We start from the raw sequence: 15,135 nt of genomic DNA on the forward strand, positions 1-15,135 counted from the left end.
TCCTGTGGGAGCGGGCGCGCCCGCGAAGCATGTTACTCAGGCCTCGTGGCAGATGTGCCCATCGACCAAGGTATAACGCACCGCGCCCGGCAGGCAGTGGCCGATGAACGGGCAGTTCTCGCCACGGGAGAACCATTGTTCGCCAGCAACGGTGGACGCTTGCGGGTCGAACAGCACCAGGTCGGCCGCGCCACCCACTTTCAGCTCACCGGCCGGCAGGCGCAGGGCGGCAGCCGGGCCGCTGCTCAGGCGGGCCAGCAAGGTCGGCAGGTCGAGCAGGCCGTCCTGCACCAGGGTCATGGCCAGTGGCAGCAGCAACTCGACGCTGCTGATACCCGGCTCGGTGGCGCCGAACGGGGCCAGCTTGGCGTCGCGCTCGTGCGGCTGGTGATGGCTGGAGATGGCCTGGATCACCCCCGACTTCACCGCCTCGCGCAACCCGTCACGGTCGGCAGCGGTGCGCAGCGGCGGCTGCACGTGGTACAGGCTGGAGAACTCGCGCAGCGACTCGTCCGTGAGGATCAGCTGGTACAGCGCTACATCGGCGGTTACCGGCAGGCCCAAGGCCTGGGCCTGGGCGATCAGCCGCGCGCCACGGGCGCTGGTGATCTGGCTGAAGTGCGCACGCACGCCGCTCTGTTCCACCAGCAGCAGGTTGCGCGCCAGGGCCACGGTTTCGGCGCTCTCCGGGATGCCCGGCAGGCCGAGGAAGCTGGCCATGGCACCTTCGTGGGCCAGGCCGCCCTGGGCCAGATCGCGGTCCTGGGAGTGGAACACCACCGTCAGGTCGAAGGTGGCGGCATACTCCAGGGCGCGGGCTAGGGTACGGTTGTTGGGGATTTCCTTCAGGCCGTTGCCAAACGCTACGCAACCGGTGTCACGCAGGGCCACCAGTTCGGCCAGTTGCTCGCCCTCCAGGCCCTTGGTCAGGGCGCCGACCGGGTAGACCTTGCTGTTGGCGGCTTCGCGGGCGCGGTCAAGGATAAGTTCGGCTACCGCCGAGGTGTCCAGCACCGGCTTGGTCTGTGGCGGGCAGCACAGGCTGGTGACACCGCCGGCAACGGCAGCGCGGGTTTCACTGGCGATGTTGCCTTTGCGGCTGTAACCCGGCTCGCGCAGGGACACGCCCAGGTCAACCAGACCGGGCGCAGCGACCAGGCCATCAGCCTGGATCGTGCGGCTGGCGCTGAAACCGGCCGGTGCGGCGCCGATGGCGACAATGCGGCCGCCGTCCAGGTGCAGGTCGGTGACCTGGTCCAGGCCGCTGTTGGGGTCGATGACCCGGGCGCCGAGAATACTGATGGTCACTGGGCGTTCTCCTGGTCCAATTGACGTTGCGCGTTCTGCCCGCTCATGGCCATGGACAGCACGGCCATGCGCACGGCGATACCGTAGGTGACCTGGTTGAGGATCACCGAGTGCTTGCCATCGGCAACCGCCGACTCGATTTCCACGCCACGGTTGATCGGGCCCGGGTGCATGACGATGGCGTCAGGCTTGGCCCCGGCCAGGCGCGCGGTCGTCAGGCCGAACAGGCGGTAGAACTCACCTTCGCTGGGCAGCAGGCCACCGGCCATGCGCTCACGCTGCAGGCGCAGCATGATCACCACGTCGACGTCCTTCAGGCCTTCGGCGAGGTCGGTGTAGACCTTTACGCCGTACTGCTCGATACCGATCGGGATCAGGGTTTTCGGCCCGATCACGCGGATGTCCGGGCAACCCAGCGCTTTGAGCGCGAGCATGTCGGAACGGGCCACACGCGAGTGCAGGATGTCGCCGACGATCGCCACGGACAGGTTTTCGAAGCTGCCTTTGTGACGGCGGATGGTGAGCATGTCGAGCATGCCCTGGGTCGGGTGCGCGTGGCGGCCGTCACCGCCATTGATCACGGCCACTTCCGGGCACACGTGCTCGGCGATGAAGTGCGCGGCGCCGGAGTCGGAGTGGCGTACGACGAACATGTCGGCGGCCATGGCTTCGAGGTTGCGCAGGGTGTCGAACAGGGTTTCGCCCTTGCTGGTCGAGGAGGTCGACACGTTCAGGCTGATCACGTCGGCCGACAGGCGCTGGGCTGCCAGTTCGAAGGTGGTACGGGTACGGGTCGAGTTCTCGAAGAACACGTTGCACACAGTCTTGCCGCGCAGCAACGGGACTTTTTTCACAGCCCGGGCACCGACTTCCAGGAAGGAGTCGGCGGTGTCGAGGATCTCGGTGAGCAGTTCGCGGGGCAAACCGTCAAGCGAGAGGAAGTGGCGCAGCTGGCCCTGATCATTGAGCTGCAGCGGGCGCTTGGCGTCGATTGGCGTCATCGCGGGGGACTCTTAAAGGGCGGAAGCGGAGGCGAGGTCCTGGCGCTCGAGGGCGAGCGGTGCGGGTCCGGTCAATTTTACCCGTTCATGGGCGGCCAGCGACAGGGTAGCGCCGAGCACGTTCGGGCGAATCGGCAGTTCGCCGGCATCCAGGTCCAGCAGGCAGACCAGGGTGACGCTGGCCGGGCGGCCGTAATCGAACAGTTCGTTGAGCGCAGCGCGGATGGTACGACCGCTCATCAGCACGTCATCCACCAGCACCAGGTGCTGGCCTTCGACCTCGAACGGCAACTCGGACGGGCGCACTTGTGGGTGCAGGCCGTTCTGGCTGAAGTCGTCGCGGTAGAACGACACGTCCAGGGTGCCCATTGGGCTGGTGTCGCCCATGGCATCCTGCAGGGCCTGGGCAACCCAGACGCCGCCGGTGCGGATACCGATGTAACGGGGCTCGGTGATTGCCCGGCGCGCCAGGTGGGCACGAAGGTCGACAGCCATCTGCCGGATCAGCTCGGCGGGATTGGGTAGGCTCATTGCGGGCTCCTCGGAAGGGTGCGCCGGGTGGGCCCGGCGGCAAAGATGATCAGGTATTGGCCTCCAGCCAGCCTTGCAGCAACAAGGCGGCGGCAATGGCATCGACCGGGTTGTCGCGGTAGCTGCCACGCTGGCCGCCACGGGCCATGCGCTCGCCTTTGGCCTCGAAGGTGGTCAGGCGCTCGTCGTGCGTGTGCACGGGCAGGTTGAAGCGGCCGTTCAGGCGGCGGGCGAACTTTTCGGCGCGGGCGCTCATTTCGCTGGGTGTGCCGTCCATGTTCAGCGGCAGGCCTACGACAATGGCATCTGGCTTCCATTCGGCAATCAGCTTTTCCACCTGGGCCCAGTCCGGTACGCCGTTCTGCGCCTTCAGGGTGCACAGTTCGCGGGCCTGGCCGGTAATCACCTGGCCGACGGCCACGCCGATCTGTTTGCTGCCATAGTCGAAGCCCAGCAGCAGGCGTAGATCAGCCATCAGGCGTGGCCCGCCTGGCTGGTCAGCAGGTGCAGGTTGATCCCCAGGCTGGCGGCCGCAGCCTCAAGGCGCAGGTCGCTGGCCATGCCGAAGACGATTTCCGGGTCGAACGGGCAGTTCAGCCAGGCGTTGTCGGCCAGTTCCGCTTCCAGTTGGCCCGCTTCCCAACCGGCATAGCCCAAGGTGATCAGGCTCTGTTTCGGGCCCACACCGGCGGCGATAGCCAGCAATATGTCCTGTGACGTGGTCAGCGACAGCCCTTCCAGCGCCACGCTGGCCTGGAAACTGCACTCGCTGCTGTGCAGCACGAAGCCGCGGTCGGTTTGTACCGGGCCACCCTGGTAGATCGGCACCTGCAAGGTGCTGGCCGGCGGCGTTTCGTCCGGGCGCAGTTGCTCGAGGATGTCGGCCAGGCTCAGTTCCTGTGGTCGGTTGACCACCAGGCCCATGGCGCCATGCTCATTGTGCTCGACGATATACGTGAGGGTCTGGGCGAAGTTCGGATCGGCCATGTGCGGCATGGCGATCAGGAACTGGTGCTTGAGGTAGCTGGGTGCGAGGGTTTTCATGGGGGATAGTGTGGCGCCAGGTGGCGAGACTGACAAGGTGGGCTTTGTGTCGCTTGTGCCGGCCCCTTCGCGGGCATGCCCGCTCCCGCCGATACTCCACAGGCTTCAGCGCCGGTGAGCAACCTGTGGGAGCGGGCGTGCCCACAAAAAGAGGCCGGCACAGGCAGAAAATCAGTTACTGGACAAACGGTCCCCACGGGCAAAGCGCCAGGTGCGGATGATCTCCAGCCGGTCGAACTCGGCCAGATCCCCGGTAAACGGTGCAAACGGCGCGGCCAGCCGCACGATGCGTTGCGCCGCCTGGTCCAGCACGGGCTGCCCGGATGATTCCAGTACCAGCACCTCGTACAGCGAGCCATCGCGGTTGATCGACACCATCATGCGCAAGTTGCCGTAGATCTGCTGTCGGCGTGCTTCGTCGGGGTAGTTGAGGTTACCCACGCGCTCGACCTTCTTGCGCCACTCTTCCTTGTACCAGGCGCCCTTGTCGCGCATGGTCGACGCGGCGTTCAGGCGATGGATGCGCGGGCGCTTGGCGTACATCTGCTGCTCGTTGGACAGCTCCGCTTCCAGGCTGGCGATCTGGCTGGACAGCTGCGAGCTGTCGAAGTCCGGTGCCGGTGCGGCTGGCTTGGGCTGCGCCTTGCTTTCCTTGGGTTTGGGCTCGACCTTGTGCGGCTTGGGCGCCGTCGTCACCACTGCCGACTTTTTCGGGGGAGGGGGTGGGACCACCTCGGGCCTGGCCGCAGGCGGTGGGGTGATCTTGTTGATCTTGCTGTCCTGGAACGGCGCCAGCTCGGTGGTCTTGGGCACCGCTTTCTTGTCCAGGGTGCCGCTGCCTTGCTGGTTGTCCTGGGCCTGGAAGTCAGCCTTCTCGGGCGGTTTCTCGCTCTTGAAGGTGGCCAGGGTGATGTCCATGGTGTGGCGGATTTCGGCAGGCTTGACCACGGTGAAGCCGACGCCAAGGATCAGCGCCAGGTGCACCAGCGCAGCCAGGAACAGGGTGAAGCCAAGCCGGTCCGCAGGGCGAACACGGGGAGGCAGCAGGTCGGCAGGGACGTCAGCGGGGTGCGTCATCAGGTATCCAGCAACCGCAGGGCGGGGCAGCAGCTCAGTCGAATAGGACCGGCATCATACCCCACTCTACGGCTTTACTTCGCGTTGGCTGTCAGCGTGCCTTTAGCTTGCGATCAATGGCATCCATCAGCTTGCCACCGATATCGGTGTTGTAGGCGGCATCGATTTCGCGGATACAGGTGGGGCTGGTGACGTTGATTTCGGTGAGGTAGTCGCCGATCACGTCCAGGCCAACGAACAGCAGGCCCTTCTCGCGCAGCGTCGGGCCGACCTGGGCGGCGATCCAGCGGTCGCGCTCGGTCAGTGGGCGGGCTTCGCCACGCCCGCCCGCGGCCAGGTTGCCACGGGTTTCGCCGCTGGCCGGAATGCGTGCCAGGCAATAGTCCACTGGCTCGCCATCGATCATCAGGATGCGCTTGTCGCCGTCCTTGATTGCCGGCAGGTAGGCCTGCGCCATGATCTGCTGGGTGCCCAGTGCGGTCAGGGTTTCCAGGATCACCGACAGGTTGGGGTCGCCAGCCCGGTGACGGAAGATCGACGTACCGCCCATGCCATCCAGTGGCTTGAGGATCACGTCGGCATGCTTGGCGGTGAATTCGCGAATGATGTCCGGGCGGCGGCTGACCAGGGTCGGGGTGGTGCATTGCGGGAACAGCGTGGCGAACATCTTCTCGTTGCAGTCGCGCAGGCTTTGCGGGCGGTTTACCACCAGTACGCCGTCGTTCTCGGCTTGTTCCAGCAGGTAAGTGCTGTAGACGAACTCCATGTCGAAGGGCGGGTCCTTGCGCATCAGGATCACGTCCAGCTCGGCCAGCGGGCTGTCCTGCTCCTCGCCCAGTTCGAACCAGCGTGCAGGGTCGGCAAACACCTTCAGCGGGCGCATGCGGGCGCGGGCCTTGCCTTCGCCCTGATACAGGTCTTGCTGTTCCATGTAGAACAGGCTCCAGCCGCGTGCCTGGGCGGCCAGCAGCATGGCCAGCGAGCTGTCCTTCTTGTAGGAGATGGACGCGATGGGGTCCATCACAATGCCGAGGCGAACGCTCATGGTGGGTCCTCTTGGCGGCAGGTGGCCGCGGTGGATCGAAAGAAAAGTGGCTCAGGGTGGCGCCGCGAACGCCGACGGTCAAGGGGCGCGGCAGATGGAATGGCCACCCGGAGTATGCTAAAAATGCAGCTGCAAGCCTTGAGCTACAAGCCTCAAGAAAAGAGCATCCATGCGCCGAGCTGCTTTCTTGCAGCTTGCCGCTTGCAACTTGCGGCTTCAATCCTACTGGTAGGCGTCTATGGAACAACCCCTGAAGGTGATGGTGATCGACGATTCCCGCACGATCCGCCGCACCGCGCAGATGTTGCTCGGTGAAGCGGGCTGCGAGGTGATCACCGCCAGCGATGGCTTCGATGCCCTGGCCAAGATCGTCGACCATCAGCCCAGCATCATTTTCGTCGATGTGCTGATGCCACGCCTGGACGGCTACCAGACCTGCGCGGTAATCAAGCACAACAGTGCCTTCAAGGACACCCCGGTTATCCTGCTGTCGTCCCGCGATGGCCTGTTCGACAAGGCCCGCGGCCGGGTGGTCGGTTCCGATCAGTTCCTGACCAAACCGTTCAGCAAGGAAGAACTGCTCGACGCGATCCGCGCCCATGTGCCCGGGTTTGCCGCACCTCAACAACACGCACCCTGACCGAGCCCCGCCATGGCGCGGTCCTACTTTCCTGATGGGGAAACAGCATGGCCCGAGTTCTGATTGTCGACGACTCGCCGACAGAGATGTACAGATTGACCGAATGGCTGGAAAAGCACGGCTACCAGGTGCTCAAGGCCAGCAACGGTGCCGACGGCGTGGCCCTGGCCCGGCAGGACAAGCCCGACGCGGTGCTGATGGACATCGTCATGCCTGGCATGAACGGCTTCCAGGCCACCCGCCAGCTCAGCAAGGACCCGGACACCAGCGCTATTCCAGTGATCGTGGTAACCACCAAGGACCAGGAAACCGACCGTATCTGGGCCACGCGCCAGGGTGCCCGTGACTTCCTGACCAAACCGGTGGAAGAGGAGGCGCTGATCGCCAAGCTCAAAGAAGTGCTGGGGGCTTGACCACCCGCCCGCAAGGCGCGTCGCTGACCGCCTTTGAGTTGTTGCTGGACATCGACCGGCGCTGTCGCCTGCTGGTTGCCGACCAGCCGCCGCAGGACAACCGCGTGCAGCAGTGGAGCGGCATTGGCTTTCGCATTGCCGGGCAGTGGTTCGTCGCGCCCATGGGCGAAGTGGCCGAGGTGCTGCGCGAACCGCGCAGTAGCCGCGTCCCCGGCGTGCAGCCGTGGGTGTGCGGGGTGGCCAACCTGCGTGGCCGGCTGTTGCCGGTGATGGACCTGAGCTGCTTCTTTGGCCTGGGCCACGCCGCACCGGGCAAGCAGCGGCGAGTGCTGGTGCTGGACCACGACGACCTGTTCGTCGGTTTGCTGGTCGACGAGGTGCTGGGCCTTCAGCACTTTGCCCTCGACAGCCTGCAGCTGTCGCCGCCGCAGCCGCTGATCCCTGCCGCTGCACGCTTTGTGCAGGGGTATTTTCCGCGTGAACGTAACTGGGCGATCTTCAGCCCCTTTGCCCTGGCCCAGGCGCCGGGCTTTCTCGATGTGGCGTTATAGGACCTGCGAACGTGAACAAGCCTGCCACCCCCGTCACTGCCACCACCGTGAGCCCACGTACCCGCAGCATCGCGCAGATCACCGTGCTGTTCCTGATCCTGATCCTTTCGATCATCTTGCTGTTCGCCAACTTTGCTTACCTGAATACCCAATCCAACTACGACAAGCAGTACATCGGCCATGCCGGCGAGCTGCGCGTGCTGTCGCAGCGTATCGCCAAGAACGCCACCGAGGCGGCCACCGGCAAGGCCCTGGCCTTCAAGCTGCTGTCGGATGCGCGCAATGATTTCGAACGGCGCTGGGGTTACCTGCGCCAGGGTGACAAGTCCACTGGCCTGCCGCCTGCGCCACCTGCGGTGCGTGACGAGATGGAATCGGTACGCCGCGACTGGGAAAACCTGCGCAAGAACACCGACATCATCCTGGCCAGCGAGCAGACCGTGCTGTCGCTGCACCAGGTGGCAGCGACCCTGGCCGAGACCGTGCCGCAGCTGCAGGTGGAATACGAAAAAGTGGTCGAGATCCTGCTGCAGAGCGGTGCCCCGGCCAATCAGGTTGCGGTGGCCCAGCGCCAGCTGTTGCTGGCCGAACGCATCCTTGGTTCGGTCAACACCGTGCTGGCCGGTGACGACAGCGCCGCCCAGGCGGCCGATGCCTTCGGCCGCGACGCCGGGCGCTTTGGCCAGGTGCTGGAGGGCATGCTCGATGGCAATGCGACAATCCAGATAACCCGCGTCGAGGACGCCGATGCGCGTGCGCGGCTGGCCGAAATTGCCGAGTTGTTCCAGTTCGTTGCCGGTTCGGTGGATGAAATCCTCGAAACCTCGCCCGAACTGTTCCGTGTGCGGGAGGCTGCGGGCAACATCTTCAGCCTTTCGCAAACCCTGCTCGACGAAGCGTCGCACCTGGCGAACGGTTTCGAGAACCTGGCTGGCGGGCGCACCCTCGACACCGTTGGCGGCTATGCCCTGGGGCTGCTGGCGCTGGCCTCGATCATCCTCATCGGCCTGGTCATGGTGCGCACCACCAACCGCCAACTGCGCGAGACCGCAGAAAAGAACGAACGCAACCAGCAGGCCATCATGCGCCTGCTCGACGAAATCGAAGAGCTGGCAGATGGCGACCTGACGGTAACCGTATCGGTGACTGAAGACTTTACCGGCGCCATTGCCGACTCGATCAACTATTCCGTGGACCAGTTGCGCGACCTGGTCGCCACCATCAACCACAGTGCAATGCAGGTCGCCGCCGCCGTGCAGGACACGCAGAACACTGCGCGGCAACTGGCCAAGGCCTCCGAGCACCAGGCTGCACAGATCAGCGAGGCGTCCGAGGCGGTGGGTGACATGGTCGAGTCGATCGACCGGGTTTCGGCGCATGCCTACGAATCGGCCAAGGTGGCCGAGCGTTCGGTGGCCATCGCCAACAAGGGCAACGAGGTGGTGCACAACACCATCAACGGCATGGACAACATTCGCGAGCAGATCCAGGACACCGCCAAGCGGATCAAGCGCCTGGGCGAGTCCTCCCAGGAAATCGGCGACATCGTCAGCCTGATCGACGACATTGCCGACCAGACCAACATCCTTGCCCTGAACGCCGCCATCCAGGCCTCGCTGGCCGGTGAGGCCGGGCGCGGGTTTGCCGTGGTTGCCGACGAGGTGCAGCGCCTGGCCGAACGCTCATCGTCTGCCACCCGCCAGATCGAGGCGTTGGTGCGTACCATCCAGGCCGATACCAACGAAGCGGTGATCTCCATGGAGCAGACCACCGCCGAAGTGGTGCGTGGCGCACGCCTGGCCCAGGATGCCGGGGTGGCGCTGGCCGAGATCGAAGGGGTATCGCAGAACCTCGCCGACCTTATCCACAGCATCTCCGACGCTGCCCAGTTGCAGACCTCGTCGGCCGGGCAGATCTCCCACACCATGGCGGTGATCCAGCAGATTACCGCGCAAACCTCTGCCGGCTCCGGTGCCACCGCCGACAGCATCCGCCACTTGGCCCGCATGGCCAGCGAGATGCGCCGTTCGGTGTCCGGTTTCACCCTGCCACCACCGACCGAGCCGCGTTAAGGAATAGTGACCATGGCTTCTGCAGTAAGCCCCGAGCGTCACGAAACAGTGGCGCTGGCCTGGACCAAGGCCGCCATCCTCGATTGCCTGGGCCAGGCACGGCAGGCGCTGGAGCGCTTTGCCGGCGAGACGGGTGACCTGTCGATGATGGCTTTTGTGGTCGACAACCTGCACCAGGTGCGCGGCTGCCTGCGCATGCTCGAACTGCGCGGCGCCACGCGCCTGGCCGAGGAGCTGGAGCTGTTCGCCAAGGCATTGGCCGACGGCCAGGTCAGCCCCCGGGGTGATTGCCTGGGCGCATTGTTCCGCGGCCTGGAGCAGTTGCCCTCGTACCTGGAGCGGTTGCGCGGTGCCCGCCACGACCTGCCACTGGTCATGCTGCCGTTGCTCAACCAGCTGCGTGCCTGCCGTGGGGAGGAACCGCTGGCCCAGGCCAGCCTGATGACCGGTGCCGCCCAACGCTTTGCGGGTGACGATGACCTTGCCAACCTCGACCTGTCGCTGGGCAACTGGCGTGACCAGCTGCAGGCCGGGTCAGGGCGCGATGCGCTGCGTTCGGTGGTGACTGCACTGTGCGACGACTTGATGCGCATCAAGGAGCGCCTGGACCAGTACGGCCGCGGCGACCGTCAGCACAGCGAGCAGCTCGATGCGCTGCTGGCACCGTTGCGCCACGTGGCTGACACCCTGGCGGTACTGGGCTTTCAGCAACCGCGGCGGGTGATCATCGACCAGGTGTTGGCGTTGCAGGCATTGGCTCAGGGCGAGCGGGCGGTGGACGACGCGGTGTTGATGGACGTGGCGGGGGCCCTGCTGTACGTGGAGGCCTCCTTGAACGGCATGGTCGGCCCTTTGGAGGAAAGCGGCCAAGGCAGCCTGCCAGGCTCGGACCTGGCGGAGATACGCCAGCTGGTGCTGCATGAAGCGCTGAACGTGTTGCAGCAGGCCAAGGATCTGATCGGCGATTACCTGGAGTCCGACTGGCCCCGGCAACGCCTGCAACCCTTGCCGGGGCTGTTGCAGCAGATCCGCGGGGCACTGGCCATGTTGATGCTGCCCGCCGTGGCCGAGCTGTTTGTCGGCTGCGCAAGCTATGTGCAGCGTTGGTTGCAGCACCTGGAGGAAGAGCCGCCGGTTGATGAGCTGACGCACTTGGCTGAGGCGCTGAGCGCTGCCGAATGCTACCTGCAATGGCGGGCGGCCGACCCGCTGGCCGATGGCCAACCCTTTATCGAGATGGCGCGGGCCAGCTTGGCGGCGCTGGGTGTGCAGTGCGCGGTGGTTGGGGTCAGCGCAGACCTGGACGGCAGTGGCGACGGCATCGATGACGAGCTTCGCGAGGTGTTCCTTGATGAAGCGGGCGAGCTGCTGCCGGAAATCGAGCGCCACTGGCTGCGCTGGCGTGCCGACAACCAGCAGCGCGAGGCGCTGGGCGAAGTGCGTCGCGCGCTGCATACACTCAAAGGCAGTGGCCGCATGGTGCATGCCGAGGCGGTGGCTGAACTGGCCTGGGGCGCCGAGCACCTGCTGAACCGGGTGCTCGAGGGCCGCAGCGTGCTCACCCCGGAAGGGGTTGTAGCGCTGCAGCAGGTGTTCGTTCACCTGCCTGACTTGCTGGCCGACTTTGCCGCCGGCCAGTTGCCGCAACTGACTGAAATCGAGCAATTGGCCGGGCACCTGCACAGCCTGGCCGAAAACGATGCCCCGGCGGCTGCCGGTGTCGATGGCCTCGATCCGCAGTTGCTGGGCATTTTTCGTACCGAGGCGCAGGGCCATCTGGCCAGCCTTGAGGTTTATCTGCAAAGCGCCGGTGGCCACGACACGCCGGTCAGCGATGACTTGCAGCGTGCCTTGCACACGCTCAAAGGCAGTGCCGCCATGGCCGGGGTGATGCCGGTCGCCGAACTGGCCACCGCCTTCGACCGCCTGGCCCGTGAATACAAGGGTCATCAACTGCCACTGCAAATGGCCGAGATGGAGTGGCTGGAAGCTGCGCGGTCGTTGTTCCATCTGGGCTTGGCGCAACTCGATAGCACACCGCTGGCCGCCATTCCCGGCGCCGCGGAACTGATCGAGCAGGTGGGCCAGGCCGTGGACGGCCGCCTGGCCAGTCTGCATGAAGACTCGCACCCTGCCGGCCGCAGCAAGCGTGATCCGCAGTTGGTCGCCAGCTTCCTGGCGCAGGCCATGGACATTCTGCTCGATGCAGAGACGTTGTTGTCGCGCTGGCAGCAACAGCCCGGCCAGCGCGACGCACTGGATAACCTGCTCGACCAGATGACCACCCTGGGGCACGCCGCGCACCTGGCCGACCTGTGGCAGATGGATGACGTGTGCGAGGCGTTGCTGGACCTGTATGGCGCTGTGGAGGAGGGCAGCCTGCCTGCCGATGCCCGCTTCTTCAGCCAGGCGCAGCGGGCCCATGAAGCCTTGCTGGACATGCTGGACGAAGTGGCGGCCGGGCAGGATATTCCACCGCGCCCGGAGCTGGTCGACAGCCTGCGCAACCTGCTGGACCAGGCCTTGGCGCCAGATGCCACCGGCCTGGTGGGCATCGATACGGTCACACCACTGCACCCGGACATGGACCTGTCCGATACCTTGGGGTTGCCACGCCCGCCGTTGCAACCGCAGGTGGCCGAGCCGCTTGCCGAGGAGCCGGAAAGCCCCGGCGAAGAGCTGCTGGAAGTGTTCCTGGAAGAAAGCTCGGACATCGTCGAGAGCGCCGCGGCGGCCCTGGCGCGCTGGCAGGCCGACCCGCGCAGCAGCGTCGAGGTGGACAACCTGATGCGCGACCTGCACACCCTCAAGGGCGTGGCGCGCATGGTCGAAATTACCCCGATCGGCGACCTGGCCCACGAACTGGAGTTCCTCTATGAGCTGTTGGCTGCGGGTAGATTGCCGCCAAGCGCGCCACTGTTCGCACTGCTGCAGAACTGCCACGACCGGCTGGCGCATATGCTTGACGCCGTGCGCCTGGGGCAGCCGCTGCATGCCGCTACAGCGCTGATCGACTACATTCGCAACTTCAGCAGCGCCGCACTGACAGACAGTGCCGCGGGCCAGGGGCCGCCAGAAGCTGCAACTGCCGAAGTACCGGCAGCAGCGCCAGAGCGGGCACCAGGTGACATGGTCAAGGTCGACGCCGAGCTGCTCGACGACCTGGGTAACCTGGCCGGCGAGCACTCGATCATCCGGGGGCGCATCGAGCAGCAGGTCAACGATGCGCAGTTCGCCCTCAACGAGATGGAGACCACACTCGAGCGCATGCGTGATCAGTTGCTGCGTCTGGATGTCGAGACCCAGGGGCGAATCTCCAGCCGGCAGCAGTTCGAAGGCGATGCCTATGACGACTTCGACCCGCTGGAAATGGACCGCCATTCCCAGCTGCAGCAGCTGTCACGGGCCCTCTTCGAGTCTGCCTCGGACCTGCTGGACCTGAAGGAAACCCTGACTCAGCGCGCTCAGGAGGCCTACAGCCTTCTGCAACAGCAGGCGCGGGTGAACAGCCAGTTGCAGGAGGGCCTGACGGCCACCCTGATGGTGCCGTTCGAGCGCCTGGTGCCGCGCTTGCAGCGCGTGGTGCGGCAGGTGGCCAGCGAGCTGGGCAAGCAGGTGGAACTGGTGGTTGGCAATGCCGAGGGCGAACTGGACCGCAGCGTGCTGGAACGTATGGTGGCGCCGCTGGAGCATATGCTGCGCAACGCCGTTGACCACGGCCTGGAAAGCCGCGCAATGCGCCTGGCTGCCGGCAAGCCGGAGCAGGGCACCATCCATCTGAATTTGCTGCATGAGGGCGCCGATATCGTCATCGAAATGACGGATGATGGTGCCGGCGTGCCCCTGGAGGCGGTGCGGCGCAAGGCCATCAAGCGCGGCCTGCTGGACCCGCAGGCGCAGTTGAGTGACCACGAGATCCTGCAGTTCATCCTGCGGCCAGGCTTTTCCACCGCCGAAAAGATCACCCAGATTTCCGGGCGCGGGCTGGGCATGGATGTGGTGCACGAGGAGGTCAAGCAACTGGGTGGCTCGATGAGTATCGAGTCGGCGCAGGGCAAGGGGGCGCGTTTCCTGATCCGCCTGCCGTTCACCGTGTCGATCAATCGTGCGCTGATGGTGCACCTGGGCGAAGAGCAATACGCCATTCCGCTCAATACCATCGAGGGCATCGTCCGCGTGCCACCTGCCGAGCTTGCGGCGTGCTACCAGCTGGACTCGCCGCGCTATGTCTATGCCGGCCACGAATACGAGCTGCGCTATCTGGGCGAGTTGCTGCAAGGCCTGCCGCGCCCCGCGCTGCTGGGGCAGAGCGTGCCGTTGCCGGTGCTGCTGGTGCATTCCAAGGAGCAGTCGTTCGCCATCCAGGCCGACAGCCTGTCGCCCAGCCGCGAGATCGTGGTGAAAAGCCTGGGGCCGCAGTTTGCCGCGGTTGCCGGGTTATCGGGGGCGACACTGCTGGGCGATGGCCGGGTGGTGCTGATTCTTGACCTGCTGGGCCAGCTGCGCGGCCAGCAGCGACGGCTGGCCCGCTTGCCTGGTGGCGGTAGCCAACGCCAGTTGCTTGGCCCGGCACCGCGCCGTGCCTTGCTGGTGATGGTGGTGGACGATTCGGTAACCGTACGCAAGGTAACCAGCCGCCTGCTGGAGCGCCACGGCATGAGCGTGCTCACGGCCAAGGATGGCGTCGATGCCATGGCCCTGCTGGAAGAGCACCGGCCCGACGTGTTGTTGCTGGACATCGAGATGCCGCGGATGGACGGCTTCGAGGTGGCCACACGCATCCGCCGTGACGCACGGCTGAAAGACTTGCCGATCATCATGATCACCTCGCGCACCGGCCAGAAGCACCGGGACCGCGCCATGGCCATCGGCGTCAACGAATACCTGGGCAAGCCGTACCAGGAATCGCTGCTGTTGCAGAGCATCGCCCATTGGAGCCAGGCCCATGCTTGAACTGATTTCCGGCCAGCGCAGCAGCCTGACCGGGCTGTTGCTGCCGTTGGGCGACCGCACGCTGGTGTTGCCCAACGTGGCGGTGGCCGAGTTGAGCGGGCAGCGTAACCTGGTGTGCCAGCACGGCGACCCCGCCTGGCACCTGGGGTGGATCGACTGGCGTCAGCAACGCCTGCCGTTGATCGGTTTCGAGGCCGCATGCGGTGGTGAGACACCGTGCGGGGAGCGGGCTCGCGTGGTGGTGCTCAATGCGTTGGGCGATACCGGTTTGCGCTACCTGGCGCTGTTGCTGCAGGACATTCCGCGCTCGTGCAAGCTCGACAGTCAGCTTAACTACGTGGATGTGGCGCTGGGCAGGTTGGAGCTGGCGGCGGTGCAGGTGGGTGAGCAGGTGGCGCGGGTGCCGGACCTGGTCGCATTGGAAAGGCTGGTGCGTGACGCGGATCTGCAACCTGACCTTGGTTAGGATGTGAGGCGCAGGGCCTCTTCGCGGGTAAACC

At 65.4% G+C, this 15,135-nt stretch carries 13 protein-coding genes; 6 read left to right on the plus strand and 7 right to left on the minus strand.

Going from position 1 to position 15,135, the window contains the following annotated elements; genetic code table 11:
* Positions 1-36 precede the first annotated feature (36 nt).
* The 7 genes from V7787_RS37805 to gshB all read right to left on the minus strand — a co-directional run bounded on the left by V7787_RS37805 (position 37) and on the right by gshB (position 6,006).
* Complete coding sequence (locus V7787_RS37805) at positions 37-1,308, minus strand: dihydroorotase (protein ID WP_010955564.1); 1,272 nt, start codon at positions 1,306-1,308, stop codon at positions 37-39.
* Positions 1,305-2,309 carry an aspartate carbamoyltransferase catalytic subunit gene (locus tag V7787_RS37810; protein WP_003249311.1) on the minus strand — a complete coding sequence of 335 codons (1,005 nt, stop codon included), beginning with the start codon at positions 2,307-2,309 and terminating at the stop codon, positions 1,305-1,307. Before V7787_RS37810 ends, V7787_RS37805 begins: the two co-directional genes overlap by 4 nt.
* A gap of 12 nt (positions 2,310-2,321) precedes the next feature.
* Entirely contained in the window at positions 2,322-2,840 is a 519-nt protein-coding gene (pyrR, locus tag V7787_RS37815) for a bifunctional pyr operon transcriptional regulator/uracil phosphoribosyltransferase PyrR (RefSeq protein ID WP_020191541.1), read from the minus strand.
* A gap of 49 nt (positions 2,841-2,889) precedes the next feature.
* Positions 2,890-3,315 (minus strand): Holliday junction resolvase RuvX, encoded by a 426-nt coding sequence (gene ruvX, locus V7787_RS37820; protein WP_010955563.1) that lies wholly within the window; start codon positions 3,313-3,315, stop codon positions 2,890-2,892.
* Positions 3,315-3,884, minus strand: coding sequence for a YqgE/AlgH family protein (locus V7787_RS37825; RefSeq protein WP_003249318.1), 570 nt, complete (start codon positions 3,882-3,884; stop codon positions 3,315-3,317). The genes ruvX and V7787_RS37825 overlap by 1 nt, the downstream gene beginning before the upstream one ends.
* Before the next feature lie 171 nt (positions 3,885-4,055).
* The gene (locus V7787_RS37830) at positions 4,056-4,961 is read right to left on the minus strand and encodes an energy transducer TonB (RefSeq protein ID WP_014592660.1); all 906 of its coding nucleotides are present in this window, start codon (positions 4,959-4,961) and stop codon (positions 4,056-4,058) included.
* 91 nt (positions 4,962-5,052) lie between these two features.
* Entirely contained in the window at positions 5,053-6,006 is a 954-nt protein-coding gene (gshB, locus tag V7787_RS37835; protein WP_010955561.1) for a glutathione synthase, read from the minus strand.
* Between the two features lie 238 nt (positions 6,007-6,244).
* Here gshB and V7787_RS37840 point away from each other — a divergent pair, with 238 nt between their 5' ends.
* Genes V7787_RS37840 through V7787_RS37865 form a run of 6 tightly spaced genes read left to right on the plus strand, consistent with a single transcriptional unit; the run spans position 6,245 to position 15,101 of the window.
* Positions 6,245-6,646, plus strand: a complete 402-nt coding sequence (locus V7787_RS37840) for a response regulator (RefSeq protein WP_010955560.1) — start codon at positions 6,245-6,247, stop codon at positions 6,644-6,646.
* A 47-nt stretch (positions 6,647-6,693) separates the two neighbouring features.
* Positions 6,694-7,059, plus strand: coding sequence for a twitching motility response regulator PilH (gene pilH / locus V7787_RS37845; RefSeq protein WP_003249327.1), 366 nt, complete (start codon positions 6,694-6,696; stop codon positions 7,057-7,059).
* Entirely contained in the window at positions 7,056-7,610 is a 555-nt protein-coding gene (locus V7787_RS37850) for a chemotaxis protein CheW (protein ID WP_010955559.1), read from the plus strand. The genes pilH and V7787_RS37850 overlap by 4 nt, the downstream gene beginning before the upstream one ends.
* A 47-nt stretch (positions 7,611-7,657) precedes the next feature.
* Positions 7,658-9,682 (plus strand): methyl-accepting chemotaxis protein, encoded by a 2,025-nt coding sequence (locus V7787_RS37855; RefSeq protein WP_237715384.1) that lies wholly within the window; start codon positions 7,658-7,660, stop codon positions 9,680-9,682.
* A 12-nt stretch (positions 9,683-9,694) separates the two neighbouring features.
* Positions 9,695-14,635, plus strand: coding sequence for a hybrid sensor histidine kinase/response regulator (locus V7787_RS37860; protein WP_336092763.1), 4,941 nt, complete (start codon positions 9,695-9,697; stop codon positions 14,633-14,635).
* Positions 14,628-15,101 (plus strand): chemotaxis protein CheW, encoded by a 474-nt coding sequence (locus V7787_RS37865; RefSeq protein WP_003249336.1) that lies wholly within the window; start codon positions 14,628-14,630, stop codon positions 15,099-15,101. Before V7787_RS37860 ends, V7787_RS37865 begins: the two co-directional genes overlap by 8 nt.
* The last annotated feature ends 34 nt before the right edge of the window (positions 15,102-15,135 follow it).

The organism is Pseudomonas sp. CGJS7, from assembly GCF_036961695.1.